Source organism: Streptomyces sp. SS7 (assembly GCF_037993025.1).
Taxonomy (GTDB): Bacteria; Actinomycetota; Actinomycetes; order Streptomycetales; family Streptomycetaceae; genus Streptomyces.
In genome coordinates this window covers 3,132,081-3,157,848 of record NZ_CP141223.1, presented here as the reverse complement: position 1 = coordinate 3,157,848, position 25,768 = coordinate 3,132,081, and the positions used below count along the sequence as shown (strand labels likewise).

The following is a 25,768-nucleotide window of genomic DNA, read 5'->3' as shown; positions in this document are numbered from 1 at the left end:
GCGGGTTCCCAGACGCGGGGAAACAGGGGGGAAGCACGATGGAATTCGGTGTGCTGGGGCCGCTGTACGTGCGGGTGAACGGGGAGGCGACCGCTCCGAGCGCCCCGAAACTGCGCAACGTACTGGCGATGCTGCTCGTCCACACGGGGCAGGTGGTGCCCGTGCCGTCCCTGGTGCGGGACCTGTGGGACGACGATCCGCCCGTCAGCGGTCTGACCACGCTCCAGACGTACATCCTGAATCTGCGCAAGATGTTCTCCGCGATCACGGGACTGACCACGGACAAGGTGGCCCGTGAGGTCCTGGTGACCCGGGCGGGCGGCTATCTGCTCGCCGCCGAGGCGGGAGCGCTCGACCTGCACCGCTACCGGAGCCTGGCGGCCGCCGGCCGCGAGGCCCTGGTGCGCGGCGACGACGCGGCCGGGGTGCGCGACCTGAACGAGGCGCTCCTGCTGTGGCGGGGGCCCGCACTGGTCGACGTACCGGCCGGGCGGGTGCTGGAGAGCAGGCGCCGGCAGCTGGAGGAGTCCCGGCTCGCGGCCTTCGAGTACCTGATCGACGTGGAGCTGCGGCTCGGCATGTACCGCGAGGTGCTGGCCGAGCTGGCGGCCCTCACGGTGGAGAATCCGCTGCACGAGGGCCTGCACGGCCAGTACATGTGGGCCCTGCATCTCAGCGGGCGCAGGGCACAGGCGCTGCAGGTCTTCCACCGGCTGCGCGGGGCGCTGGTCGCGGGGCTCGGTCTCGAGCCGGGTCCGCAGGTGCAGCGGCTGCACCAGGCGGTCCTGAACGCGGACATCGACTTCGAGCCCCGTTTCGCGGCGGGCCGGGCCCCGGTCGCCGTGCCGGCCACCGCGTTCGGCGGCGGGCGACCCTACTGACCGCCCGAGCGGTAGTCAAAGTTGATTGCGTCGCCGGGCGCGGCGTCGCTAGGGTGGCTAGACAAATTTGATTAGCTCGGAGGGTTCGCCATGCCGGAACAGCAGGACGGGACACCCATCGACAGCCCGACGGGCTGGGTCGCGGCGCACATCCGCCGGTACCACAGCAGCGGCGGCAAGGAGGGGCAGAAGTGGTACGGACTCGACACCCTGCTCCTCACCACCCGCGGCCGGAAGTCGGGAAACCTGCGCCGCACCGCGGTCATCTACGGCCGTCACGGTGACAACGTCATCGTGGTCGGCTCCAACGGCGGAAAGCCCGAGCACCCGCTCTGGTACCTCAATCTGGTCGCCTCGCCGGAGGCCCACGTCCAGATCGGCGAGGAACATATCGATGTGCGCGCCCGCACCGCGAACGCCGAGGAGAAGCCGGAACTCTGGAAGCTCATGACGGAAATCTTCCCGCAGTACAAGAGCTACCAGAAGAAGACCACGAGGGAAATCCCCGTGGTGATCCTGGAGCCCGTTGAACAGTGAGCGGTGAAGCAGTGAAGCAGTGAAGCGGCAACGTCATGGCAGGGAAATGAAAGGGTTACTAGGGTGAACGAATTCACGCGCCGCGGATTCCTCGGCACCGCGGCAGCGGTCGGCGGGGCCACCGTGGTCGGCGGGGCCACCGTGGTCGGCACGGCCGGACCGAGTGCCGCGGCCCCCGCGGCCCCCGCGACGGCCGAGGCGGCCGAGGCGGCCGTCCCGGCGGCGGCGAAAGGCGGCGCGTGCGGCGCCCCCACCGGACTGGTCCAGGTGGATCGGACCGACCGGCGCTACCGCGACCTGGTCAGCAGGGGCTTCAACGGCCGCTTCCGCGGCAACCCCGACACGGTGTACGTCGTGCACACCGCGGACCAGGTCGTCGACGCGGTGAACCAGGCCCTGGACGCGGGCCGGCGGATCGCCGTACGCAGCGGCGGCCACTGCTTCGAGGGGTTCGTGGACGACCCCGCCGTCCGGGCCGTCATCGACATGTCCGAGATGAGACAGATCTCCTACGACCCCGCCAAGCGGGCGTTCGCCGTGGAGCCCGGCGCCACCCTCGGGGAGACGTACCGCTCCCTGTATCTCAACTGGGGCGTGACCATCCCGGCCGGCGTCTGCCCCCAGGTGGGCGTCGGCGGCCATGTCCTCGGCGGTGGCTACGGGCCACTGTCCCGCCGCGACGGAGTGGTCGCCGACCACCTGTACGCGGTCGAGGTCGTCGTCGTGGACGCCTCCGGCCGGGCCCGCAAGGTCGTGGCCACCAGCGCCGCGAACGACCCCAACCGGGAGCTGTGGTGGGCCCACACCGGGGGAGGGGGCGGCAACTTCGGAATCGTCACCCGGTACTGGTTCCGTACCCCGGGCGCCACCGGAACCGATCCGTCCGCCCTGCTGCCCAAGGCTCCCGAGTCCACCCTGCGGCACCTCGTGACCTGGGACTGGTCCGCCCTCACCGAGAAGGCGTTCACCCGGATCATCGACAACCACGGCGCCTGGCACCAGCGCAACAGCGTCGCCGACACCCCGTACGCCAGTCTGCACAGCGTCTTCTACCTCAACAGCAGGGCGGCCGGACAGATCCTGCTGGACGTCCAGATCGACGGTGGACTCGCCGGCGCCGAGGGGCTGTTGACCGACTTCGTGGCCGCGATCAACGAAGGGACCGGGGTGGAGCCCGCCGTCCAGCGGAGCACGGAGCCGTGGCTCAGGGCCACGCTGGCCAACAAGTTCGACACCGGGGGCTTCGACCGGACCAAGTCCAAGGGCGCCTACCTGCGCAAGCCGTGGACCGCGGCCCAGGTCGCCACCCTCTACCGCTATCTGGGCGCCGACTCCCAGGTGTGGGGCGAGGTCTCGCTCTACTCCTACGGCGCGAAGGTCAACTCCGTGCCGGAGACGGCCACCGCCACCGCCCAGCGCGACTCCATCATCAAGGTGTGGATGTCCGCGACCTGGATGGACCCCGCGCAGGACGACGCCAACCTCGTCTGGATCCGGGAGATCTACCGCGACGTCTTCGCCACCACCGGCGGTGTCCCGGTGCCCGGCGACCGTACCGAGGGCACCTTCATCAACTACCCGGACATCGATCTCACCGACCCGCGGTGGAACACCTCCGGAGTGCCCTGGCACACCCTCTACTACAAGGGCAACTACGCCCGCCTGCAGAAGGTCAAGGCCCGCTGGGACCCCAAGAACGTGTTCCGGCACGCGCTGTCCGTCCGGCTGCCCGACTGACGGCGGCGGCACGCCGAGGGCGGGTCCGCTCAGCGCGGCCCGCCCTCGGCCCGCTCCGCGAGGAAGAGACCACGGCCCGACTGGATCCCCTCGACGAAGGCGACCCGCAGGCCGGCCTCGGTGAAGGCGTCCTCATACTCGGCCCGCGTGAACAGGGTCAGGGCGTGCTGCTCCGCGAAGTGCCGTACCCCGCTGTCGGGTTCGGCCACCACGTAGTGCACGACCATGTGCGAGGTGTTCCCCTCGCGCTCGGTGTACGACACGCGGGTCATCGTCCGCCGTCCCACGGTCACCGTGTCCCCGCTGACATGGCGCTCCAGCGACGTCTCCAGGAACCACCACGGGTCGACCGCGACGACCCCGCCCGGCGCCAGGTGCTCCGCGAACGACCGCAGGGTGGCGGTGAGTTCGGCGCTGTCCTGCAGATAGGCTATCGAGCCGAACATGCAGGTGATCGCGTCGTAGGAGCGCCCCAGCGACAGGTCGCGCATGTCGCCGCCGTGCAGGACGGCGGCGGGCACCGCGGCGCGGGCCATCGTCAGCATGGCGTCGGACAGCTCCAGCCCTTCGACCTTGTCGAAGAGGTCGGCGAAGTGCCGCAGATGCGCGCCGGTGCCGCAGGCGACGTCCAGCAGCGTGGCCGCCCCCGGATTGCGGGCCTGCACCAGCCCCGCGACGGTCGCGGCCTCCGCCCGGTAGTCCTTGCCGCGCGACTCGTGGAGCAACTCGTAGATCTCGGCCATCCCGGGTCCGTACATGGCGAACTCCCTCTCCTCAGCCGGCACTGCCGGGTCGATCGCTGCCGCGACGGTCGGTACCGGTTCGGTCGGTACCGGTTCGGTCGGTACCGGTTCGGTCGCTCCCGGTTCGGTCGCTCCCGCTGCGGTCGCTGCCCGCATGGTCACCGCGCTCGGCGCCGAACAGGGCGGCGTGGTCCGCGGCCCAGCTCGCGAAGGTGCGTGCCTCCCGCCCCGTGACCCTGCGCACGGCGTCGGTCACCGGACCGGGGGTGACCACGGACTCGGCGAGGTAGTCGAGCAGCATCTCGACGACCGGGAGCGGCATCACCTGGCTCATCGCCTCGCGCCCGGCCGCCCGGCTCAGCTCCTCGAACCGGATCTCCCGGCCGACCGCCTCCGCCAGCGTGCGGACCTGCTCGACCTGCGTCAGCGCCTCGGGGCCCGTCACCAGGTACTGCTCACCCGTGTGCCCCTCCTCCAGCAGCGCGGCCACGATCACCGCCGCGATGTCGGCCTCGTGGACGAGCGCCCGGGCGGCCCCGCCGTACGGCGCGCGCACCACGTTCTCCGTGCGGATCGATTCCCCCCACTTCCACAGGACGTTGCCGGCGAACTCGTCGGGGCGTACGAAGGTCCAGTCCGCCCCGCTGTCCTCGACGGCCCGCTCGACCGCGCGGTGATGCTGGTGGCTGGGATTGCCCTCGTCCTCCAGCACCGAGCTGGACGACAGGACGACGATGTGCCGGACCCCCGCCTTCCGGGCCAGCGCCGCGACCTCGTGGGCGGTCCCGGGCACCGGGAAGAGGTACATCCGGTCGATCCCCTCCAGCGCGGCCGAGAGGGTCCGCGGCTCCTCCAGGTCCCCTTGGACGACCTCGACACCGGTCGGCAGCGCGGCGGCCCCGGGAGTCCGGGTGAGCGCCCGCACATGGTGCCCCCCGGCCAGCACGCCGTCCGTGACATGGCGGCCGACCCTGCCCGTGGCACCGGTCAACAGGATGTTCAAGGCCCCTCCTCGGCGAACGAAGCGGTGCCCCCGGCGCTCGGCCGGAGGGCGACTCCAGGGGCCAAGGCTGTCGCGCCGGGCTAGAGGACCCCGTGAGCGGCGATGGATCCGGCACCGGCCCGCGCCGCTCCAGGCGGACTGGAGCGATCCTGCAGCCGTTCTCAGGCCGTTCGGGGGCAGTCTGGCGGGACATCGTCCGCGAGACTGTGAGGAATCACCATGTCAATGGCCGAGCGCAAGGCGCTGTGTCTGGAGATGGTCGCCGCCTGGAACCGATGGGACCTGAGCGGGATCACCAAGCACTGGTCGCCGGACATCGTGCACTACTCCGAGGACACGGAGGTGAGTTCCGCCGACATGATCAAGCTCATGGAGGCGGGGCTGAAGGCGTTCCCCGATCTCCAGCTCGAAGTGAAGAGCATCATGGCCGAGGAGGACCGGGTCACCCTGCGCATCACCGTGACCGCCACCCACCAGAACGAGTTCATGGGCGTGCAGCCGACCGGACAGCCCGTCAGCTGGCACCTGGTGGAGGAGCTGCGCTTCGCCGACGCCAAGGTCGTGGAGCACTGGGACGTCATCAACATGCGCCCCCTGCTGGTCCAGTTGGGCAAGCTGCCGGACGTGCCGAAGGTGGAACTGGAAACCAGCGGCTGACGTGCCCGGACCCCCCTCCCGCCCGGGTGCCGGTCGACCGGCGGGGCCCCGGGGGTGCGGGTGTGCCCCGTACCCCCGGGCGGGCTGTCCGGGTCCCGGCCCGGCGCGCGTTTGGGCGTCCGGGCCCCGGCCCCGCCCGCTTCCCGGTCCGGCCCCGGCGCGCGTCCGGCGGCCCCGCCGCCACGCGGCGGCTCATTATGCTGACGCGCGGGCGGGCGGGCGGCAGGCGGCCGGATCGCCGCACCGGAGAGAACGGGGTGACGATGACGGCGACGAAGCTCTTGGTCCTCGGGGTGGTCCGCGGCTTCGGCCGGGCGCACGGCTACCGGGTCCGGGCCGAGCTGCTGTCCTGGGGGATCGACGACTGGGCCAACGTCAAACCCGGTTCGATCTACCACGCCCTGCGCCAGCTCGCGAAGAGCGGCCTGCTGGAGGCCACCGAGATCGGGGACTGGCCGGGGCGCGTGGACTACGGCGTGACCCCCGAGGGGGAGCGGGAGTTCTTCCGGCTGCTCGTCGAGGCCCTGGAGCGGCCCGAGCACCGCGACGACATGCTCAGCGCCGGCCTCGCCCTGATGCCCGCGCTCACCCGGGACCGTGCCGTCGCCGCGCTGTCCACCCGGCTGGCCGTCCTGGAGAGACAGAGCGCGGTGCTGCGCAGGGATCCGGACACGGGCGTGGCCGGGGGCACCCTCCCGCGGCACCTCGGCGAGCTGTGGACGATGCGCACGCGGTATGTCGACCTGGGCGTGGAATGGACCCGTGAGCTGCTGGAACGGGTGAGGTCGGGGGAGTACGCGATGGCGGGCGAGCACGAGGACGCCTTCGGGACGCCGGGAGCCTGGCGGGCCCCGGCCGAGCCGTGACCGCGCGGACGGGTCTTCGCGGACTTCACTAATCAAACTTGCATAGTGGGCCACTCGTGCCCTAGCTTGGCTGAGTGGTCAAATTTGATTACTGACCGCAGTGTCGTTCTTTCCCTCCCGCTCGTCCCCCGGGGCTCTCCCGGTACGCCAGTCATGGCGCACAGCCCCTCGTGGCGCATCAGGACCAAGGAGTCACAGATTGAGTTCGCCATCCACTCTTGCCATCGAGACGACGGGCCTGGTCAAAGTCTTCGGTGAGAAGCGTGCCGTCGACGGCGTCGACCTGGTCATCCCCCAGGGCGTCGTGTACGGCGTGCTGGGGCCCAACGGAGCGGGCAAGACGACGACGATCCGGATGCTGTCCACCCTGCTGACCCCCGACGGCGGAACCGCCCGGGTCCTCGGGCACGACGTGGTCAAGGAGGCCGAGGCGGTCCGCAGCCGGGTGAGCCTCACCGGCCAGTTCGCCTCGATCGACGAGGACCTCACCGCCACCGAGAACCTCACCCTGCTCGCCAGACTCCTGGGCTTCTCCCGCGCCCAGGCGGCGGACCGGGCCGAGGAGCTGCTCGCGGCCTTCGACCTCACGGAGGCCGCCGGACGGCAGTCCAAGACCTTCTCCGGAGGCATGCGCCGTCGCCTCGACATCGCCGCCAGCCTCGTCATCACCCCCGACCTGCTCTTCCTGGACGAGCCGACCACCGGACTCGACCCACGCAGCCGCAACCAGGTGTGGGACAGCGTGCGGGCCATGGTGGCCCTGGGCACCACGATCCTGCTCACCACGCAGTACCTGGACGAGGCCGACCAGCTCGCCGACCGGATCGCCGTCATCGACCACGGCCGGGTCATCGCCGAGGGCACCACCGGCGAGCTGAAGTCCTCGGTCGGCACCGGCGCCCTGCACGTACGGCTCGTCAACGCCGAACAGCGCCCCGAAGCAGCCCAGTTGCTCACCCGGGCTCTCGCCTCGCCGGTCTTCCAGGAGTCCGACCCGTTCTCCCTGTCCGTGCGGACCGACGACCACGAGAGGGTGGCCCGGGCCCTGAGCGAGCTCGCCCGCTCGGAGATCGCCGTCTCGGACTTCGCCTTCGGCCGGCCCAGCCTCGACGAGGTCTTCCTCGCCCTGACCGGCCGCCCCGCCGAAGCCGACCAGACCGACCAGGAGGACGCGGCATGACCGTCACATCCGAGACCACGGCCACCGCGGGCACGCCCGCCGACGCCCTGCGCAAGGCCCTCACCAGCCAGATCCGCCCCTCCCGCCCCAACCCGCTGACCGCCGTACGGGTCTCCGCCTGGCGGACGATGGTCAAGATGAAGCACTACGGCGTGGCCGTCCTGTTCGACGTCACCCTGATGCCCATCGTCTTCCTCCTCACCTTCACCTACCTCTTCGGCGGCGCGTTCGCCGGATCGACCAAGGAGTACCTCCAGTACTTCCTGCCGGGCGTCCTCGTGCAGACCGTCGTGATGCCGACCGTCTACACCGGTACCGCGCTCAACATGGACATCACCCGCGGCATCTACGACCGCTTCCGCACCCTGCCGTTCTGGCAGCCGGCCACCATCGTCGGCAGCCTCCTCGGCGACGTCGTCCGCTACGTGCTGGCCCTGACCACCACGATGGCCGTCGGCCTGGCGCTCGGCTTCCGCCCCGACGGCGGAGTGGGCGGCGTACTGGCGGCGATGCTCCTGCTGCTGGTCTTCGCGGTCAGCGTCAGCTGGATCTTCGCCGCCCTGGGCGTGGTCGCCAAGGCCCCCGAGACGGTCTCCGGCTCCAGCATGCTCGTCATGTTCCCCCTGGTCTTCACCAGCAACATCTTCGTGGAGCCCGAGACCATGCCCGGCTGGATGGAAGCGATCGTCAAGGCCAACCCCGTCAGCAACGCGGCCACCGCCGTACGCGGCCTGATCCACGGCGACGCCAACGGCTCCGACATCGGCTGGGTCCTGCTGGCCTGCGCGGTCATCACAGCGATCTTCGCCCCCCTGACGATGTACCTCTACCGCTCCAAGAGCCGCACCTGACCCCACCCACCCCCCGAACGAGCCACGGCAGCCGGCGTCTCGGTTGTCCTTCCCCCGTCGGCCGGGCTCCGCGCTGCCGTGGCTCCCCTCCACCCCCGGAGAACGACGACCCCCGGCCGGTCGGCCCCATCGTGGGCCGCGGGGCCGCACACCGGGTGCTGCCGGCAAGGGCGCGGCGCTGCCCAGCGCTGCCGGGCACCGGACCATTGTCAGTGCCGCCCGATAGATTGCCCGGTGGAGTGAGACCGGTCAGAGAACCTTCGAGGTCCGCGGTCAAGAGGGGTGGGCACAAAGGTCCCCGGGAGCCACCTCGGGACCCTGCTTGCAGGCCATGGATCCCCACCCCTCTCACCCGAAGCGACCAGCCACACGGGCCCGACCACCGGGCCGGCCCCGCCGCGATCGGCGGCCCCGCCCCTCGGCGGCCCCGCCCCAGGGAGGCTGGGTGTACCGATCAGCACCGTCAGCGCTGCCTGCCCAGCTAGAAGCGCGAGGATGCCCAAGACCCTGCCCACGAATAGCGCAGACCCCGACTTACGGCCGCTCCGAGCTGCATCTGCCTGCATATACGCGAAGACCCCGGCTCCAGCGTTTCCGCTGGTGACGGGGTCTCTTGGCACCTCATGAAGGGTGCCCCCGGCAGGATTCGAACCTGCGCACACGGCTCCGGAGGCCGCGTACGGGCACGGCGAACCAGCAGGTCAGGGGACCGGACTATTCATGGACAGAAGATTCCGTCCACGAATAGTCCGCGCCTGACTGTTCTGCTACTCCAAGATGTCGAGCGAGGGGAGGCTGTCCACGATCCTCATCGTCTCCAGGCTGACCGTGACGATTCGCTTGAGCAGGTCGATGATGTAGCGCGGGTCGTCAGACCAGTCGTTGGGATCGTTGATGATCTCCGACGCCTTGTCCACCTTGACCTGATAGCGATCGATGATCCACTCGATCGCGGATCGGGCACCAAGCTGGTAGCGATACGCTTCTTCGGGGATGTTGGTCAGGTTGACCCGCGTGTTGTAAACAATCGTCGACCGGTCAGCCTGCCCCTTGATCTTCGGGATCTTCATCTTGGCGACCCGGTACAGCTCAGTGGGGGGCGTGGCGGACGCGTCGCCGGTCACCGTCTCCACGATGCCCGTGTACGGCTGGGCCTGCTCATAGTTGATGTGCAGGTCGGCGAGCTTACGGCCGGCCTCGGCGAAGCCGTGGAAGTCACGCACCTTCGGGATGCGCGGCAGGGACTTCTTCAGGTCTGCGGCGAAGCGCTCGCGGTACTCCGGGGAGTGGAGCAGGCCGTAGGTGTAGTAGAAGACATCATCCTTGGTGATGGCCAGGTCGGGGTACGCCTTGCGGTAGCCAGCCAGGGCAGCGTCAGTGATGTTGTCGATGCGCTCGTAGCTGCCATCGCCATCACCGAAGTCGAAGCCTCCCTGGGTAGCCAGTTCCCGGTATGTGTAGCGAGAGAAGAAGAATCCTCCCTTTCCAAATACGTCAAGGCAAGGCAGGGCATCGGTTGCGAGCAAGGCAAACTCACTCGTCGCGTGGAAGCCGTTGACGTAGAAGCCGAAGTTCTCGCGGTCTGGCGTCGGGAACATCTGCGGCAACTTACCGGGGCGGTCATTAAGATTCTGCTCGAAGTAGACATACTGCCGGCAGAAGGGGCGATAAAGGCTAGAAACCAAGCAGTTCGAATCGAACTCAACCTTTTGCCCCCGCGCAACCTTGGGAATTAGAGTAGAGGACCAGCTGATCTTCTTTTGGTCGAAATCGATAAATTTCTCCACATCTGCAACACTCGGGGTTGCATTCGCTCGAATCCTGCAATGGTTGGCAAACTCCTCAACCTGGCCATTGTAGAATTCGATCATTGATTCCACATTTTCGCCAAGCTTCCGCTCGGAGAAATTGTACACCCACGCGTCACGGTTTGTTTTGAGTCCGCCAGAGTGCAGTGCAAAAATGGGCGTCGCCGCCGCGCTCTTATCCTTGTCGCCGATTGCCTGAAACTCTGCGAAGCGTTCGTCACGCTGGTTGATCCAGTCACCCTCAGGATGCGGGGTGATCTCCTCCCATTCCACAGTGGCCAGGTTCTGGGCGCTCAGCTTGCGCAGCTTGTCCTCGCGGGTGAGATAGTCGCCGATGTCGCGGTAGTGCAGCTCGCAGCCCGCTGTAGTGGTGCCGGTCTTGCCGCCCTTGACAAGGATCAAGATGGCGACGGTGTTGCGGCTGCCTGATCCGAAGATCTTGCCGCCTTCCTTCCGGGCCTGCTCGCCGGCGGTGCGCTGGTTGCCGCGCAGGTTATAGCAGTAGATCGCATCGAACTCCTCGACCAGCGACTTGCGCAAGCCGTCGGCCGTGTTGCCGTCGATGTAGCCGCCGTTGGAGACGAAGGCGACTACGCCTTCGTCCTTGATTCGATCGGAGGCCCAGCGGATGGCGCGGATGTAGGAGTCGTAGAGCGAGTTTTTGAGGGTCGCCGTCGACTTAGCGGCGTATGTCTCCTGGATGCGGCTGTCCAGGGTCTCGTATTTGAGGTTCTTGTTGTCGTCGTTCTGGCTGTCCTGCCCCACCGAGTAGGGCGGGTTGCCGATGACGACTGTGATCGGCTGGGCCTTCTGCTTCTTCGCTCGTTCGCTGTTGCCTTCCAGCACGTCCATGCCGTCGAGCCGCGCCGTACCCTCTGCGAGCTGGAAAGTATCCGTCAGAACGATGCCTTCGAAAGGCCGGTAGTTCCCGCCAGCGAGGTCGTGGAAGGCGGCCTCGATGTTGACGGCCGCGATGTAGTACGCGAGCAGCACGATCTCGTTGGCGTGCAGTTCGCTGGTGTACTTGCGCAGTAGGTCATCGGGTTTGATGAGCCCGGACTGGAGGAGGCGGACGGGGAAGGTGCCGGTGCCGACGAAGGGGTCGATGATCTGTACACCCTCGTCGGACAGGGACTTGCCGAGGTGCTTGGCCAGCGCCTGTTCGGTGGAGCGGATGATGAAGTCGACGACTTCGATCGGGGTGTAGACGATGCCGAGGGCGTCGGCGGTTTTGGGCAGGGCAGTCTTGAAGAACTTGTCGTACAGCTCGACGATGACGCGCTGGCGGCCCTCGTGGTTGTCGATGTCTTGAGCGCGGATCTTGACCGAATCGTAGAAGCTCTCCAGGGTCTTGGCCTCGGCGTCGAGCCCCTGGTCGTCGAGGATGTCGAGCATCCCCTGCATGGCCCTGGAGACCGGGTTGTGCTCGGCGAAGCCGTAGTCCTTGAACAAGGCATCGAAGACGGGCTTGGTGACGATGTGCTGGGCAAGCATGTCGACGGCCGCGTCATCACTCACGCCTGGGTTGATGGTCGCCCGCAGCTCGGCGACGAACTCCTCGAACACGGCCCGCTTGTCGGGCAGGGCGAGCGCGGCCTTGATACGGGTGACGTGACGGTCGGCGATCTGGGCGATGTCCTTGGCCCAGACCTCCCAGTACTGACGCTCACCGACCTTGTCGACGATGCGGGCGTAGATCGCGTCTCGCCAGTCGCTTATCGAGAACAGGGTGTCCTGGATGTGCTGGGCGCCCTGGGCTTCCTTCTCCTTGGCGTCCTCCGCGGTGCTGGAGCCGTCCCTGTCGCCGACTGCCTCGTCACCCGCGCCGATGTGCCCGATGCCGATAATCTCGGGCTTCTTCTTGTTCAGCTCGATCTGGTTGACGGTCGCGTTGAACCGGTCGTCGTGGGCGCGCAGCGCCTGAAGGACCTGCCAGACTGTCTTGAAGCGCTGGTTGTCCGCGAGCGCCTTCTCTGGGGTCATCCCGGCGGGGACAGCGACGGGCAGGATGATGTAGCCGTAGTTCTTGCCCGGCGCCACGCGCATGACGCGTCCAACGGACTGCACGACATCGACGACGGAATTGCGCGGGTTGAGGAACAGCACCGCATCGAGGCTGGGGACGTCCACGCCTTCGGACAGGCAGCGGGCGTTGGTCAGGATACGGGCGTTGCTCGGACCGGGTTCCTGCTTGAGCCAGTCGAGGAGCTGGTTGCGCCGCAGGGTGTTGAACGTGCCATCGACGTGTTCAACCTCGCAGTGCAATACGTCGTCATCGGCGTCGTCGTATGCGTCGACGACCTCGTTGAACCGCTCCATGATGGCCTTGGAGTCGGCGATGGAGCGGGAGAACGCGACGGCCCGCTTCATCGGGGCGTCGTCCTTACCGAACCCGGAGCCATCGGCGAAGGTGCCGGTGCGCTTGGCTAGTGCGTTCCAGCAGCCGATGATCTTTGCAGCGTCATCGATCCGTAGTTCGGCGTCGCCGCTGGCGAGACCTTCCTGGAGGGTCTTGGCGACCACGCCTTCGTCGATGGTGAGGATGAGGACTTTGTAGTCGGTGAGCAAGCCCTGTTCGACGGCCTTGCCGAAGCCGAGGCGGTGGAATTCGGGACCGTACTGCGCCTCGTTGTCCATCGAGGCGACGGCCGCTGAGGCGCCCTTGGCTTCCTGCTTGGTGTCGTCGCTGTACACGCGCGGGGTGGCGGTCATGTACAGGCGGCGGTCGGCGCCGATGAAGCTGTCGTCGTGGACGCGGACGAACGCGGACTCGTCGTGGCCGGACAGGGTGACGCCGGTGGTGCGGTGGGCCTCGTCGCACAGGATCAGGTCGAACCGCGGCATGCCCTGCTTCTGGGCGGCGGAGATGGTGGCGATCGACTGGTAGGTCGAGAACACGACGGTCAGGCCGGGGGCGGCCTCGACGCTGGCCATCTGCGCCATCAGCCGCTCGGGGCTGGTGGTCGCCGGCAGGGCGAGGTCGTGGGTCGACATGTCCTTGTCGTCGCCTTGGGCCTTCTGCTTGCCGACCTGGGCGTCGGAGCAGACGGCAAACGCACGCAGCGGAACCTTGGCCTCGTACGACCACTCACGCAGCGACTGCGAGAGCAGGGCGATGGAGGGCACCAAGAACAGGACGGTGGTGTGCTCGCCCTGCCCGGTCTCGGCCCGTTCCTGCTGAAGCCGTTCAGCGATCTTCAGGCTGGTGAGGGTCTTGCCGGTGCCACAGGCCATGATGAGCTTGCCGCGGTCATCTTTGGCGAAGCCGGCGAAGACGTCGTCGATCGCCGCCTTCTGGTGGGGGCGCGGGGTCTTCTTCTCCCGCAGCGTCATCTGGACTTCGTGGTCGATGCCGGCTGTGGGCAGGTGCCACTCGACAGCGCTGTTCGCGATGCCAGCCAGTCCTATCCGGGTGACGGGGATCTGCTGGTCGTCGAGCGCGGCTTCGGCGTTGTCGCTCCACTTGTCCGTCGTGGAGATGATCATCCGGCGGGTGAAGGCGCCCTTGCCGGAGGCCGTGAAGAAGGAGTCGATGTCTTCTTTGCGGACCGTGTGATGCGGCTCGTAGAACTTGCACTGGATGGCGCAGAAGCCGCCGGTCTCGCGGTCCTGGGCGACCAGGTCGATGCCCGTGTCGCGCTTGTCGTGCTCCGTCCCCGGCCAGTCGGCCCACATCCATACGCGGGTGAACTGCTCGGTCCACTCCGGATCGGTGCTGAGGTACTGCACCATGAGCTCCTCGAAGCGGGTCCCCCGGTCCCGGTTCACGGTGGATCCCTCACGGATCGCCTTGAGAACGTCGTGCACCGTCGTCGTCGTGGTCTCAGTCAACTCGCTCCGCACCCCATCACCGTCCACAGCGCACCTGCCGGACGCCGGATCGTTCCCACCGAAAAGCTCCACAACTCTACTGCTCAAGTCCATGATCTAATTTCGTGATCAGGGACTTTCGATCGACCCGGGAACTACGGAGGTGGCGTTCCTTCGGATCCAAGGCGGTTCCCCTGCCAAGGGTCCGGTACGACGCGAGGTCGGCGGAGTCTCAGTGGGCGAGTCAAGGGCCGTCGAGTGCAATCAGTACCCGAAGAAGTGCATGGGCGTCCCAGTCCAGTGACCTCTGGCTTTGCAAGCGATCAACGCCGTGACGCTGCGACTGGGCCGAGGCCGACAAAGAAGGCTTCGTATGAGGTGCGCTGGAAGGTCGCCAGTACTCTGCCGTTCGCCGAGACCTTCCGAACCAAGGCACTCGCCGACAACTTCCGCGCTCAACTGCTCCGGGCCGTGCAGAACGGGGAGGCATTCGAAACGGAATCCGGTCTGCCGGACTCGATGGCAACCGTCAAACCGTCCCTCACCTGGTACGACTTCGCGCGGGCGTACATCGCCATGAAATGGCCGCACGCCGCGCCGAACTCCCGAGACAGCGCCAACGAGACGATGACGCTCGTCACGACACAGTTGCTCGACGACAGGCCGGGTCGGCCGGCTGATGACGTGCTCCGACGTGCGTTGCGTGGCTGGGCCTTCGTCGTGCAGGACGCGAACGAGGAACCGCCGCCCGTCGACATTGCGAATGCCCTGCGCTGGGTGGCCAAGGCGTCGCTGCCGCTGGCGACGCTCAAGAACCCGGCGGACATCCGACGCGTCCTCGACTCGCTCAAGCTCACGTTGTCCGGTGCCACGGCTGCCGCCGAGACGGTACGTCGCAAGCGGGCCGTCCTCTTCAATGCCCTGGCCTACGCGGTCGAGTTGGGGGAGCTCCCTGAGAACCCGGTCACGCTCGTGAAGTGGAAGCCGCCGAAGGTGACCAAGGAAGTGGACCGCCGGGTCGTCGTGAACCCTCGGCAGGCCGGTGAGCTTCTGGCCGCGGTCTCGTACGTGGGCGGGTACCGCCGGGCTCGCGGACGTCGTCTCGTCGCGTTGTTCGCCTGCATGTACTTCGGCGGTCTGCGTCCGGCTGAGGCGGTGGCGTTGCGCCGTCAGGACTGCACGCTGCCAGACAGCGGGTGGGGCTCGCTGATCCTGGAGAAGAGCCGTCCGACCGTCGGTAAGCGCTGGACCGGGACCGGCGCCGTTCACGACGACCGCGGCTTGAAGAACCGACCGGCGAACGAGACACGCGTCGTTCCGATCCCGCCCCGCCTGGTGCAGATGCTCCGCGCGCACATCGGGGAGTTCGGCACGGCCAAGGACGGCCGGCTGTTCGCCAACGAACGCGGGGGAGTGGTCGCCTCGACGACGTACTGGCGCGTCTGGGACGAGGCCCGGCACCTGGCGCTCACGCCCGAACAGGCGGCGTCGCCACTGGCGGCTCGACCGTACGACTTGCGGCACGCGGCGCTGTCGTCCTGGCTCAACGCCGGCGTGGATCCCACCGAGGTTGCGGAGCGCGCGGGCAACAGCGTTGAGGTGCTCCTCAGCCGGTACGCGAAGTGCCTCGACGGGCGGCAGGACGTCGCCAATCGCCGGATCGCCGAACTCCTCGGAGAGGACGGCGGCCAGGAGGACGGGCACGGCGGCGGGCCTTGATTTCGACGCACCTCCGACACGCGCATCTGCGGCATGATGGCCCCTGGACTTCGGTCCGGGGGCCTCGTCGTTTCCCGGGTTCGACCTGCGGTTTTATGCCCTGCTGCTTGGCCACAAATAGGCCGCGGGCTCCGACATACGGCCGCTCCGAGCGGCACACGGCTGCACATACGCCAAGACCCCGTCCTCAGCTAAAGCGCTGGTGGCGGGGTCTTTGGGCACCTGATACAAGGTGCCCCCGGCAGGATTCGAACCTGCGCACACGGCTCCGGAGGCCGTTGCTCTATCCCCTGAGCTACGGGGGCGTGTCGGGTGCGGGCTGTTGCTCGCGGCGACAGGTGGAACACTACCAGCTCCGCCGGGGTGTTCATGAACGGGTTTACGTCGGCGGGGAGGGGCGGGTGTCGCCCGCACGGGGTGGAAGTGGGGAAAACCCGGACGCGGTGGCCGGTGTCGACCTACTCTCGAGTTGTGCCAGGCGCGTCGGGTCGGGTGCTTGTTGTGGACGACAACAAGGTCATCCGGCAGCTGATCAGGGTCAATCTCGAGCTTGAGGGTCTCGAGGTCGTGACCGCCTCCGATGGTGCCGAGTGTCTGGAAGTCGTTCATCAGGTGCGGCCCGACGTCGTCACGCTCGACGTCGTCATGCCCCGTCTGGACGGCCTTCGGACCGCCGCTCGGCTGCGTTCCGATCCCCGGACGCGTGATCTTCCCCTCGCGATCATCAGTGCGTGTACTCCGTACGAGATCGAGGCCGGCCTGGAGGTCGGTGTCGACGCGTTCCTCGCCAAGCCCTTCGAACCCCATGAACTCGTCGCCCTCGTGAGGGAGTTGCTGGACGGGACGCCGCGTGAGGACCGTCGTGGCAGTGGGTTGGGCAGGGGATTCGGGCTCGGGACCTCTCTCGGGGCCGGGCAGGGGAGTGGGGGGCCCGCCGGTTCGGAGTAGGGGAGAGGGTCATCGAGGCCGGCGTCCACATCCCGGGACCTCCCCAAACCGGCTCGCCTACCCACCCCCCTCCTCCCCTACGCTTGTCCCGTGACACCCGTCGAGCTCTCCCGCACCGTGCTGCACGCGGTACGTCGTGCCGTCGACGCCGGAGAGCTGAGCGTGGCCGTCCCGGCGCGGGCCGTCGTCTCGCCGCCGGGGCCCGGAGGGGCCGGGGACTACGCCACGAACATCGCCCTGCAGCTGGCCCGCCCCGCCGGGCAGCCCGCCCTGCGGGTCGCCGAGGTGCTGCGGACCCATCTCGCCCGCTCCGAAGGCGTCACCTGCGTCGAGATCACCGGGCCCGGCTTCCTCAACATCAGCCTCGACCGGCACGCCGCCGGCACCGCCCTCGTCCGGCAGATCCTGGCCGAGGGGATGCGGTACGGGCACGGCGACAGCCTCGTCGGGCAGGTGTACGAGGTGCGCGTGCCGTTCGAGGTCCGGGCCGAGGTTCTCGCCGACGCCCTGGCGCGGATCGTCGCCTCCCAGGGTGGGCGCGTCGCCATCCACCACCTCGCGGCCGCCCAGCACGTCACAGCCACCAGGAATCTCGCCGCGCAGCCCCCTCCCGGCGCCAGCAGTGCCTCGGAGCCCTCGTTCTTCGCCGACTCGGAGCCGCTTCCAGGCACCTCGGTGCCCCTTCCGGTCAGCCCCACCCCTCCTCCCGGCCTCAGCGCCATCCCCGCCCCCACCCCCCTGGAACTCCGCCCCCACCCCGCCCCCGAAGACCCCACCCCCCTCGGGCTCGACGCCGCCTGCTGGGCGTTGCTCCACCCCGCCCCCCACGACCGGCCGCGCGTCACCGCCGATCATCTGGTCCAGCGTGAGAGCAACCCCCTCTTCCGGGTCCGGTACGCCCACGCCCGTACGCGGGCGCTCAGCCGTAACGCCGGGGATCTCGGGTTCACCTCCGAGGCAGGTGGTGCGGGGGAGGACGGACCCGCAGCGTCGGCGTCCGTGTCGGTGTCTCTCCTGTCGCTCCTCTCCCTCCTCGGCGACTACCCCCGCGTCCTCGCCACCGTCGCCGCCCTGCCCCGCGCGGAGGGGGTCGCCGCGGCCTCGCGGCTCGCTCGGTATCTCGTCGTGCTCGCGGACGCCACGCTGGCGCTGCTCCCCGTCGTGCTGCCGCTCGGTGAGGAGAAACCCTCGGCCGCCCACCGCGCCCGGCTCGCGCTCGCCGAAGCCGCCGGGACGGTGCTGGCCGGCGGCCTGTCCCTGCTCGGCATCGACGCACCCGACCATCTCTAGAGAGTCAGTCAGAACATGAGCCGTTCCGCCCACCCCGCCGGGCCCCGTCACGCCGATGTCCTTCCCGAGGGGCACTACTCCGCGCCGCCCAGTGACCTCAACGTCCTCGACCCGAAGGTCTGGGCGCAGACCGTCGGGCGGGACGAGGACGGGGTCGTGACCGTGGGGGGTGTCGACGTCAAGACGCTCGCCGAGGAGTACGGGACGCCCGCCTACGTCCTCGACGAGACCGACTTCCGGGCCAGGGCGCGGGCCTGGCGCAGTGCGTTCGGCAGCGAGGCCGACGTGTTCTACGCCGGCAAGGCCTTCCTCTCGCGGGCCGTCGTGCGGTGGCTGCACGAGGAGGGGCTCAACCTCGACGTGTGTTCGGGGGGTGAGCTGGCCACCGCGCTGTCCGCGGGGATGCCGGCCGAGCGCATCGCCTTCCACGGCAACAACAAGTCGAGCGAGGAGATCCACCGGGCCGTCAGCGCCGGGGTCGGGCGGATCGTGCTCGACTCGTTCCAGGAGATCGTGCGGGTCGCACACATCGCGCAGTCGCTGGGCAAGCGGCAGCGGGTGCAGATCCGGATCACCGTCGGGGTGGAGGCGCACACCCATGAGTTCATCGCCACGGCGCACGAGGACCAGAAGTTCGGTATCCCCCTGGCGGGCGGCGTGGCCGCAGAGGCGGTGCGGCGGGCGCTGAAGCTCGACGGGATCGAGCTGATCGGCATCCACAGCCACATCGGTTCGCAGATCTTCGACATGTCCGGGTTCGAGGTCGCCGCGCACCGCGTCGTCGGGCTGCTGAAGGACGTCCGGGACGAGCACGGCGTCGAGCTGCCCGAGATCGATCTCGGGGGCGGGCTCGGGATCGCGTACACCAGCGACGACGACCCGCGCGAGCCGCACGAGATCGCCAAGGCGCTCACCGAGATCGTCACACGGGAGTGCGAGGCCGCCCGGCTGCGCACGCCGCGGATCTCGGTGGAGCCCGGGCGGGCCGTCGTCGGACCGACCGCCTTCACGCTCTACGAGGTCGGCACCATCAAGCCGCTCGACGGGCTGCGCACGTACGTCTCCGTCGACGGCGGCATGTCCGACAACATCCGCACCGCGCTGTACGACGCCGAGTACAGCGTCGCGCTCGTCTCGCGCACCTCGGACGCCGCGCCCATGCTCGCGCGGGTCGTCGGCAAGCACTGCGAGAGCGGGGACATCGTGGTCAAGGACGCGTTCCTGCCGTCGGACCTGGCACCGGGTGACCTGATCGCCGTACCGGCCACGGGTGCCTACTGCCGGTCCATGGCCAGCAACTACAACCATGTGCTGCGGCCGCCGGTCGTCGCCGTGGCCGACGGCCGGTCGCGGGTCATCGTCCGGCGGGAGACGGAGGACGACCTGCTGCGGCTCGACGTCGGGTGATGCGGATGGTTCGACGTCGGGTGCCCTGGATGGTTCGGTGTCGGGTGAGCCGGATCGTTCGGTGTCGGGTGGACCCGATGTCCGGTGAGACTGGATTCGGGTAAGGGAAAAGCCGCACGGAAACGAAAACAGAGAGGGCGGGAGAATCTTCTGTCTGCCGCCCCTGTGAAAATGAAATAGATGTCTCACGATCCGGACCAGAGGCAGAAACTCCGGTCCGGTGGGTGAGACTGGTCCAACCGTAGACGGTATGAGGAAACGAGGTCGGATGATGCGTACGCGTCCGCTGAAGGTGGCGCTGCTGGGCTGTGGAGTGGTCGGCTCAGAGGTGGCGCGCATCATGACGACGCACGCCGACGACCTCGCCCAGAGGATCGGCGCCCCGGTGGAGCTCGCCGGGGTGGCCGTGCGGCGGCCGTCGAAGGTGCGCGACGGCATCGATCCCTCCCTCGTCACCACCGACGCCACCGCCCTCGTCAAACGCGGGGACATCGACGTCGTGGTGGAGGTCATCGGGGGGATCGAGCCCGCGCGGACGCTCATCACCACCGCCTTCGCGCACGGCGCCTCCGTCGTCTCCGCCAACAAGGCGCTGCTCGCCCAGGACGGGGCCGCGCTGCACGCCGCCGCCGACGAGCACGGCAAGGACCTGTACTACGAGGCCGCCGTCGCCGGGGCCATTCCGCTGATCCGGCCGCTGCGGGAGTCCCTCGCCGGCGACAAGATCAACCGGGTGATGGGCATCGTCAACGGGACGACCAACTTCATCCTCGACAAGATGGACAGCACGGGGGCGGGGTACCAGGAAGCCCTCGACGAGGCGACCGCCCTCGGGTACGCGGAGGCCGACCCGACCGCCGACGTGGAGGCCTTCGACGCCGCCGCCAAGGCCGCCATCCTGGCCGGTATCGCCTTCCACACGCGCGTGCGCCTCGACGACGTCTACCGCGAGGGGATGACCGAGGTCACCGCGGCCGACTTCGCCTCCGCCAAGAACATGGGCTGCACCATCAAGCTGCTCGCCATCTGCGAGCGGGCCGCCGACGGAGGTTCCGTCACCGCGCGCGTGCACCCCGCCATGATTCCGCTGACCCACCCGCTCGCCTCCGTGCGCGGCGCCTACAACGCCGTCTTCGTGGAGTCCGACGCGGCGGGCCAGCTGATGTTCTACGGCCCCGGTGCCGGCGGTGCCCCCACCGCCTCCGCCGTGCTCGGCGACCTGGTCGCCGTCTGCCGCAACCGGCTCAGCGGGGCAACGGGGCCCGGCGAGTCGTCGTACGCCGCCCTGCCCGTGTCGCCGATGGGTGACGTCGTCACCCGGTACCACATCAGCCTGGACGTGGCCGACAAGCCGGGCGTTCTCGCCCAGGTCGCCACGGTCTTCGCCGAGCACGGGGTGTCGATCGACACCGTCCGGCAGCAGGGCAAGGACGGCGAGGCCTCCCTCGTCGTCGTCACCCACCGCGCGTCCGACGCCTCCCTCAGCGGGACCGTCGAGGCGCTGCGCAAGCTCGACACCGTGCGGGGTGTCGCCAGCATCATGCGGGTTGAAGGAGAGTAACCAGCAATGACCCACCAGTGGCGCGGAATCATCGAGGAATACCGGGATCGGCTGCCGGTGTCCGCCAGCACTCCCGTGGTGACGCTCCGTGAGGGTGGTACGCCCCTCGTGCCCGCGCAGGTGCTCTCCGAGCGCACGGGCTGCGAGGTCCACCTCAAGGTGGAGGGCGCCAACCCGACGGGGTCCTTCAAGGACCGCGGGATGACCATGGCCATCAGCAAGGCCAAGGAGGAGGGCGCCAAGGCGGTCATCTGTGCCTCAACGGGCAACACCTCCGCCTCGGCGGCCGCCTACGCGGTCCGCGCGGGCATGGTCTCCGCCGTGCTCGTGCCGCAGGGCAAGATCGCGCTCGGCAAGATGGGGCAGGCCCTCGTCCACGGCGCGCAGATCCTCCAGGTCGACGGCAACTTCGACGACTGCCTCACGCTCGCCCGGCAGCTGAGCGACAACTACCCCGTCGCGCTGGTCAATTCGGTCAACCCGGTGCGCATCGAGGGACAGAAGACCGCCGCCTTCGAGATCGTGGACATGCTGGGCGACGCCCCGGACATCCATGTCCTGCCGGTCGGCAACGCGGGCAACATCACCGCGTACTGGAAGGGCTACAAGGAGTACGCCGGCGACGGCATCGCCTCGCGGACGCCCCGGATGTGGGGCTTCCAGGCCTCCGGCTCGGCGCCCATCGTGCGCGGCGAGGTCGTCAAGGACCCCTCCACCCTCGCCACCGCGATCCGGATCGGCAACCCGGCGTCCTGGCAGTACGCGCTGGCCGCGCGGGACGAGTCGGGCGGTCTCATCGACGAGGTGACGGACCGTGAGATCCTGCGCGCCTACCGGCTGTTGGCCGCTCAGGAGGGTGTCTTCGTGGAGCCCGCGTCCGCCGCGTCCGTGGCCGGTCTGCTGAAGGCCGCCGAGCGCGGGGACGTCGACCCGGGCCAGCGGATCGTCTGCACGGTCACCGGCAACGGCCTCAAGGACCCGGGCTGGGCCACCGAGGGCGCCCCGCGTCCGGTGGTCGTCCCGGTCGACGCGGCGGCGGCAGCGGGCCGCCTGGGTCTCGCCTAGGACCGCCTCGCGCACCTGGTCGACGCGGGGTTAACCCCGTAGGGGATGCACAGGGGGCTTACGACACGCATCGTGCGCCTCCTGTGCGCCCTATGTCGCCGCAGAACCTTCCTTCGATAGGCTGTACCGAACCCGCCCGCTGCATATGCCGCAGCGTCGTGTCGCCCTCGCGGCCCCGGGGTCGTCACGTATCTATCGCATGTCATTCGACAGTCACGCAGCTCAAGGAGAGTCATCGAGAGATGGCCGGTCCCGCCTTCCGCGCCGCCCCCGTACGGGTGCGCGTCCCCGCCACCAGCGCCAACCTCGGCCCCGGCTTCGACGCCCTGGGCCTGTCGCTGGGGCTCTACGACGACGTCGTCGTCCGGGTGGCCGACTCCGGGCTGCACATCGACATCGCGGGCGAGGGCAGCGACACCCTGCCGCGCGACGAGAAGCACCTCCTCGTCCGCTCCCTGCGCACCGCCTTCGACGTGTTGGGCGGCCAGCCGCGCGGCCTGGAGATCGTCTGCGCCAACCGCATCCCGCACGGCCGGGGCCTCGGCTCCTCCTCCGCCGCGATCTGCGCCGGCATCGTCGCCGCGCGCGCGGTGACCATAGGCGGCGAGTCCCGGCTCGACGACGCCGGTCTGCTCGAACTCGCCACCGAGATCGAGGGCCACCCCGACAATGTCGCCGCCTGTCTGCTCGGCGGATTCACGCTTTCCTGGATGGAGGCGGGCGCCGCGCGGGCGATCAGGATGGAGCCCGCCGGTTCCATCGTTCCGGTGGTTTTCGTCCCCGGAAAGCCGGTCCTGACCGAAACCGCGCGCGGCCTGCTCCCGCGCACCGTGCCGCACGTCGACGCCGCCGCCAACGCGGGCCGTGCCGCCCTGCTCGTCGAGGCCCTCACCCGGCGCCCCGAGCTGCTGCTGCCGGCCACCGAGGACCGACTGCACCAGGAGTACCGCGCTCCCGCGATGCCGGAGAGCGCCGCCCTGGTGGAGCGGCTGCGCGCCGACGGAATTCCTGCGGTGATCTCCGGCGCGGGCCCCACCGTGATGGCGCTCGCCGACGCGGGTACGGCCGACAAGGTGGAGGCTCTGGCGGGCGCGGACTGGGCCGCGAACCGCCTGGCCCTGGACCTGCAGGGGGCGAGTGTTCTGCCGCTCGCTCCCGCTGGTGAAACGCACTCCGGCGACATTTAAGTGCACGGTTGCCGGATTTCGAGAGGGGGAATGTTTGTTGGATCCGGTAGTGTTAACCTCAAGTCTGCACCCGACCCCACCATGGCGAGGTGCTTCGTGTCCCCGTCCGGGACAGACATTCTTCCGGGAGCTCCCCAAGCCGCACTGCGCTCCGTACGTCGTATCTGGGCAGTACGCCGTACACCGGCGCTGAGCGGTCCGCAGGGCACGCTCCGGAATCGGTGCTACCACGCCACGTGACACTGGGTGTCACGCTTTGTCGCGGAAGCGCCATCACCAGCAAATCTCTCTTCCGCCGTTGTGGCGGACCACCGCCCCGGCTTCGCCAGAGCATGGACCGAAGCCGGACAGCACAACCGGTCGCCGAGCCAGACAGGCCGACGTCCGCTCCAGGGAAGGACCCTTCGTGAGCGACACCACCGATCTGATGGGCGCACGTGTCGAGGAGACCGCTGCCGCGCCCGCCACGGACGCCTCCGCGCCTGCCAGCGGTGCCGGCTCCCGGCGGCGCCGCGGTACCGGCCTCGAGGGCATGGTGCTGGCCGAGCTCCAGCAGGTCGCATCCGGCCTCGGCATCAGGGGCACCGCGCGGATGCGCAAGAGCCAGCTGATCGAGGTCATCAAGGAGGCGCAGGCCGCCGGAGGCTCCGCCCCGGCGAAGGCCGACGCCCCGGCCGCCGAGACCAAGCCCAAGCGCCGCGCCGCCACCAAGGCCCGCGCGGGGGAGGACGCCGCCGAGAAGAAGGCGGACGCCGCCCCCAAGGCCGAGGCCCCCGCCGAGAAGGCCGTGGCCCAGCAGCAGATCGAGATCCCCGGCCAGCCGGCCAGCAACGACGCTCCCGTCGAGCGCCGCCGTCGCCGGGCCACCGCCGACGCGGGCAGCCCGACCGCCTCCGGCGCCGAGACCGTCGTCGCCGAGGCCAAGGCCGAGCCCAAGGCCGAGACGCCCGCGCAGCCGCAGGCCGAGGCCCGCACCACCGCCGACGCCGGCGAGGCCGACGGCCGCCGCCAGGGCCGCCGTGAGCGGGGCGACCGCGGGGACCGCGGCCGTGACCGCGGCGACCGAAGCGACCGCCGCGGCAAGGGTGACGACCAGCAGGGCGGCCAGCAGCAGCGCGGCCAGCAGACCCAGCAGCAGAGCCGTCAGGACCGCAACACCGGTCCGCAGGACGACGACGAGTTCGGTGACGGCCGTCGTGGCCGCCGCGGCCGCTACCGCGACCGCCGTGGCCGCCGCGGGCGCGACGAGATCGGTACCGTCGAGCCGCAGCTCGCCGACGACGACGTCCTGATCCCCGTCGCGGGCATCCTCGACATCCTCGACAACTACGCGTTCATCCGGACCTCGGGCTACCTGCCCGGTCCGAACGACGTCTACGTCTCCCTCGCCCAGGTCCGCAAGAACGGCCTGCGCAAGGGCGACCACCTCACCGGCGCGGTCCGCCAGCCCAAGGAGGGCGAGCGGCGCGAGAAGTTCAACGCGCTGGTCCGCCTCGACTCCGTCAACGGCATGGCGCCCGAACACGGCCGCGGCCGCCCGGAGTTCAACAAGCTGACCCCGCTCTACCCGCAGGACCGCCTCCGCCTGGAGACGGACCCGGGCGTGCTGACCACCCGGATCATCGACCTCGTGTCGCCGATCGGCAAGGGCCAGCGCGGTCTGATCGTGGCCCCGCCGAAGACCGGCAAGACCATGATCATGCAGGCGATCGCCAACGCGATCACGCACAACAACCCCGAGTGCCACCTGATGGTCGTCCTCGTCGACGAGCGTCCGGAAGAGGTCACCGACATGCAGCGGTCGGTCAAGGGCGAGGTCATCTCCTCGACCTTCGACCGCCCGGCCGAGGACCACACCACGGTCGCCGAGCTGGCCATCGAGCGCGCCAAGCGTCTGGTGGAGCTGGGCCACGACGTCGTCGTGCTGCTCGACTCGATCACGCGTCTGGGCCGTGCGTACAACCTCGCCGCCCCGGCCTCCGGCCGCATCCTGTCCGGTGGTGTCGACTCGACCGCCCTGTACCCGCCGAAGCGGTTCTTCGGTGCGGCCCGCAACATCGAGGACGGTGGCTCGCTGACCATCCTCGCCACCGCCCTGGTGGACACCGGGTCCCGCATGGACGAGGTGATCTTCGAGGAGTTCAAGGGCACCGGCAACATGGAGCTCAAGCTCGACCGGAAGCTCGCCGACAAGCGCATCTTCCCGGCGGTGGACGTCGACGCGTCCGGCACCCGCAAGGAGGAGATCCTGCTCGGTGCCGAGGAGCTGGGCATCGTGTGGAAGCTGCGCCGGGTGCTGCACGCCCTCGACCAGCAGCAGGCGATCGAACTGCTCCTCGACAAGATGAAGCAGACCAAGTCGAACGCCGAGTTCCTGATGCAGATCCAGAAGACGACCCCGTCGCCCGGCAACGGAGACTGACCGCTCCGCCGCGTGAGCCGACCCGCTGCGGACGTCGGCTCACCGCGGGCCGTCGGTGGCTCGTCACGCAGTTCCCCGCGCCCCTGAAGGGGCGCC

Annotated in this window: 18 protein-coding genes and 2 tRNA genes; 15 read left to right on the top strand and 5 right to left on the bottom strand. The window is 69.2% G+C overall.

The features are described from left to right. Positions 1-38 precede the first annotated feature (38 nt). The 3 genes from U5640_RS14350 (at position 39) to U5640_RS14340 (ending at position 3,155) form a co-directional block, all read left to right on the top strand. Positions 39-881, top strand: a complete 843-nt coding sequence (locus tag U5640_RS14350) for an AfsR/SARP family transcriptional regulator (RefSeq protein ID WP_340376189.1) — start codon at positions 39-41, stop codon at positions 879-881. A 90-nt stretch (positions 882-971) separates the two neighbouring features. Beyond that, positions 972-1,418 carry a nitroreductase family deazaflavin-dependent oxidoreductase gene (locus tag U5640_RS14345; protein ID WP_340376188.1) on the top strand — a complete coding sequence of 149 codons (447 nt, stop codon included), beginning with the start codon at positions 972-974 and terminating at the stop codon, positions 1,416-1,418. A 63-nt stretch (positions 1,419-1,481) separates the two neighbouring features. Further along, on the top strand, positions 1,482-3,155 hold the full coding sequence (locus U5640_RS14340) for an FAD-binding protein (protein WP_340376187.1): 1,674 nt from the start codon (positions 1,482-1,484) through the stop codon (positions 3,153-3,155). Positions 3,156-3,184: 29 nt separating this feature from the next. Here the strand turns inward: U5640_RS14340 and U5640_RS14335 are convergent, their stop codons facing one another. Both U5640_RS14335 and U5640_RS14330 read right to left on the bottom strand, forming a co-directional pair. Continuing rightward, positions 3,185-3,913 (bottom strand): class I SAM-dependent methyltransferase, encoded by a 729-nt coding sequence (locus U5640_RS14335; RefSeq protein ID WP_340376186.1) that lies wholly within the window; start codon positions 3,911-3,913, stop codon positions 3,185-3,187. A gap of 16 nt (positions 3,914-3,929) precedes the next feature. Then, positions 3,930-4,901: an NAD(P)H-binding protein gene (locus U5640_RS14330; protein WP_340376185.1), complete on the bottom strand. Its 972-nt coding sequence runs from the start codon at positions 4,899-4,901 to the stop codon at positions 3,930-3,932. Positions 4,902-5,120: 219 nt separating this feature from the next. On the opposite strand from U5640_RS14330, the gene U5640_RS14325 reads away from it, so the two are divergent. The 4 genes from U5640_RS14325 to U5640_RS14310 all read left to right on the top strand — a co-directional run bounded on the left by U5640_RS14325 (position 5,121) and on the right by U5640_RS14310 (position 8,455). Further along, complete coding sequence (locus tag U5640_RS14325) at positions 5,121-5,558, top strand: ester cyclase (protein ID WP_340376184.1); 438 nt, start codon at positions 5,121-5,123, stop codon at positions 5,556-5,558. 263 nt (positions 5,559-5,821) lie between these two features. Then, positions 5,822-6,424, top strand: coding sequence for a PadR family transcriptional regulator (locus tag U5640_RS14320; RefSeq protein WP_340376183.1), 603 nt, complete (start codon positions 5,822-5,824; stop codon positions 6,422-6,424). A 199-nt stretch (positions 6,425-6,623) separates the two neighbouring features. Continuing rightward, positions 6,624-7,604 carry an ATP-binding cassette domain-containing protein gene (locus U5640_RS14315; protein ID WP_340376182.1) on the top strand — a complete coding sequence of 327 codons (981 nt, stop codon included), beginning with the start codon at positions 6,624-6,626 and terminating at the stop codon, positions 7,602-7,604. After that, positions 7,601-8,455: an ABC transporter permease gene (locus U5640_RS14310; RefSeq protein ID WP_340376181.1), complete on the top strand. Its 855-nt coding sequence runs from the start codon at positions 7,601-7,603 to the stop codon at positions 8,453-8,455. Before U5640_RS14315 ends, U5640_RS14310 begins: the two co-directional genes overlap by 4 nt. Before the next feature lie 631 nt (positions 8,456-9,086). Here the strand turns inward: U5640_RS14310 and U5640_RS14305 are convergent. Both U5640_RS14305 and U5640_RS14300 read right to left on the bottom strand, forming a co-directional pair. Further along, a tRNA-Ser gene (locus tag U5640_RS14305) sits at positions 9,087-9,145 on the bottom strand. Positions 9,146-9,222: 77 nt separating this feature from the next. Then, complete coding sequence (locus U5640_RS14300) at positions 9,223-14,094, bottom strand: type ISP restriction/modification enzyme (protein WP_340376180.1); 4,872 nt, start codon at positions 14,092-14,094, stop codon at positions 9,223-9,225. A gap of 357 nt (positions 14,095-14,451) precedes the next feature. On the opposite strand from U5640_RS14300, the gene U5640_RS14295 reads away from it, so the two are divergent. Then, a complete protein-coding gene (locus U5640_RS14295; RefSeq protein ID WP_340376179.1) occupies positions 14,452-15,792 on the top strand; it encodes a tyrosine-type recombinase/integrase in 1,341 nt (446 codons plus the stop codon). Positions 15,793-16,025: 233 nt separating this feature from the next. Here the strand turns inward: U5640_RS14295 and U5640_RS14290 are convergent. Then, positions 16,026-16,097 (bottom strand) — tRNA-Arg (locus U5640_RS14290). 64 nt (positions 16,098-16,161) lie between these two features. Between U5640_RS14290 and U5640_RS14285 the strand changes: the two genes are divergently transcribed. From U5640_RS14285 to rho, 7 genes are all read left to right on the top strand, one after another. Continuing rightward, positions 16,162-16,740, top strand: coding sequence for a response regulator (locus U5640_RS14285; protein ID WP_340376178.1), 579 nt, complete (start codon positions 16,162-16,164; stop codon positions 16,738-16,740). Positions 16,741-16,830: 90 nt separating this feature from the next. Continuing rightward, entirely contained in the window at positions 16,831-18,030 is a 1,200-nt protein-coding gene (locus U5640_RS14280; RefSeq protein ID WP_340376177.1) for a DALR anticodon-binding domain-containing protein, read from the top strand. A gap of 15 nt (positions 18,031-18,045) precedes the next feature. Continuing rightward, positions 18,046-19,437 carry a diaminopimelate decarboxylase gene (lysA, locus tag U5640_RS14275; RefSeq protein ID WP_340376176.1) on the top strand — a complete coding sequence of 464 codons (1,392 nt, stop codon included), beginning with the start codon at positions 18,046-18,048 and terminating at the stop codon, positions 19,435-19,437. A 271-nt stretch (positions 19,438-19,708) separates the two neighbouring features. Next, positions 19,709-20,998: a homoserine dehydrogenase gene (locus tag U5640_RS14270; protein WP_340385101.1), complete on the top strand. Its 1,290-nt coding sequence runs from the start codon at positions 19,709-19,711 to the stop codon at positions 20,996-20,998. A 6-nt stretch (positions 20,999-21,004) separates the two neighbouring features. After that, positions 21,005-22,063, top strand: a complete 1,059-nt coding sequence (gene thrC, locus U5640_RS14265; protein WP_340376175.1) for a threonine synthase — start codon at positions 21,005-21,007, stop codon at positions 22,061-22,063. 242 nt (positions 22,064-22,305) lie between these two features. Further along, complete coding sequence (gene thrB, locus U5640_RS14260) at positions 22,306-23,250, top strand: homoserine kinase (RefSeq protein ID WP_340376174.1); 945 nt, start codon at positions 22,306-22,308, stop codon at positions 23,248-23,250. Between the two features lie 406 nt (positions 23,251-23,656). Continuing rightward, positions 23,657-25,672, top strand: coding sequence for a transcription termination factor Rho (rho, locus tag U5640_RS14255; RefSeq protein WP_340376173.1), 2,016 nt, complete (start codon positions 23,657-23,659; stop codon positions 25,670-25,672). Positions 25,673-25,768 lie beyond the last annotated feature (96 nt).

What these genes read in the sequence shown, in the direction of transcription:
- lysA (WP_340376176.1), top strand. Translation starts at nt 18,046, where the DNA reads ATGAGCCGTTCCGCCCACCCCGCCGGGCCCCGTCACGCCGATGTCCTT.
- thrC (WP_340376175.1), top strand. Translation starts at nt 21,005, where the DNA reads ATGACCCACCAGTGGCGCGGAATCATCGAGGAATACCGGGATCGGCTG.
- U5640_RS14270 (WP_340385101.1), top strand. Translation starts at nt 19,709, where the DNA reads ATGCGTACGCGTCCGCTGAAGGTGGCGCTGCTGGGCTGTGGAGTGGTC.
- U5640_RS14310 (WP_340376181.1), top strand. Translation starts at nt 7,601, where the DNA reads ATGACCGTCACATCCGAGACCACGGCCACCGCGGGCACGCCCGCCGAC.
- U5640_RS14325 (WP_340376184.1), top strand. Translation starts at nt 5,121, where the DNA reads ATGTCAATGGCCGAGCGCAAGGCGCTGTGTCTGGAGATGGTCGCCGCC.
- U5640_RS14345 (WP_340376188.1), top strand. Translation starts at nt 972, where the DNA reads ATGCCGGAACAGCAGGACGGGACACCCATCGACAGCCCGACGGGCTGG.
- thrB (WP_340376174.1), top strand. Translation starts at nt 22,306, where the DNA reads ATGGCCGGTCCCGCCTTCCGCGCCGCCCCCGTACGGGTGCGCGTCCCC.
- U5640_RS14320 (WP_340376183.1), top strand. Translation starts at nt 5,822, where the DNA reads ATGACGGCGACGAAGCTCTTGGTCCTCGGGGTGGTCCGCGGCTTCGGC.
- U5640_RS14350 (WP_340376189.1), top strand. Translation starts at nt 39, where the DNA reads ATGGAATTCGGTGTGCTGGGGCCGCTGTACGTGCGGGTGAACGGGGAG.
- U5640_RS14335 (WP_340376186.1), bottom strand. Translation starts at nt 3,913, where the DNA reads ATGTACGGACCCGGGATGGCCGAGATCTACGAGTTGCTCCACGAGTCG.
- U5640_RS14285 (WP_340376178.1), top strand. Translation starts at nt 16,162, where the DNA reads ATGAACGGGTTTACGTCGGCGGGGAGGGGCGGGTGTCGCCCGCACGGG.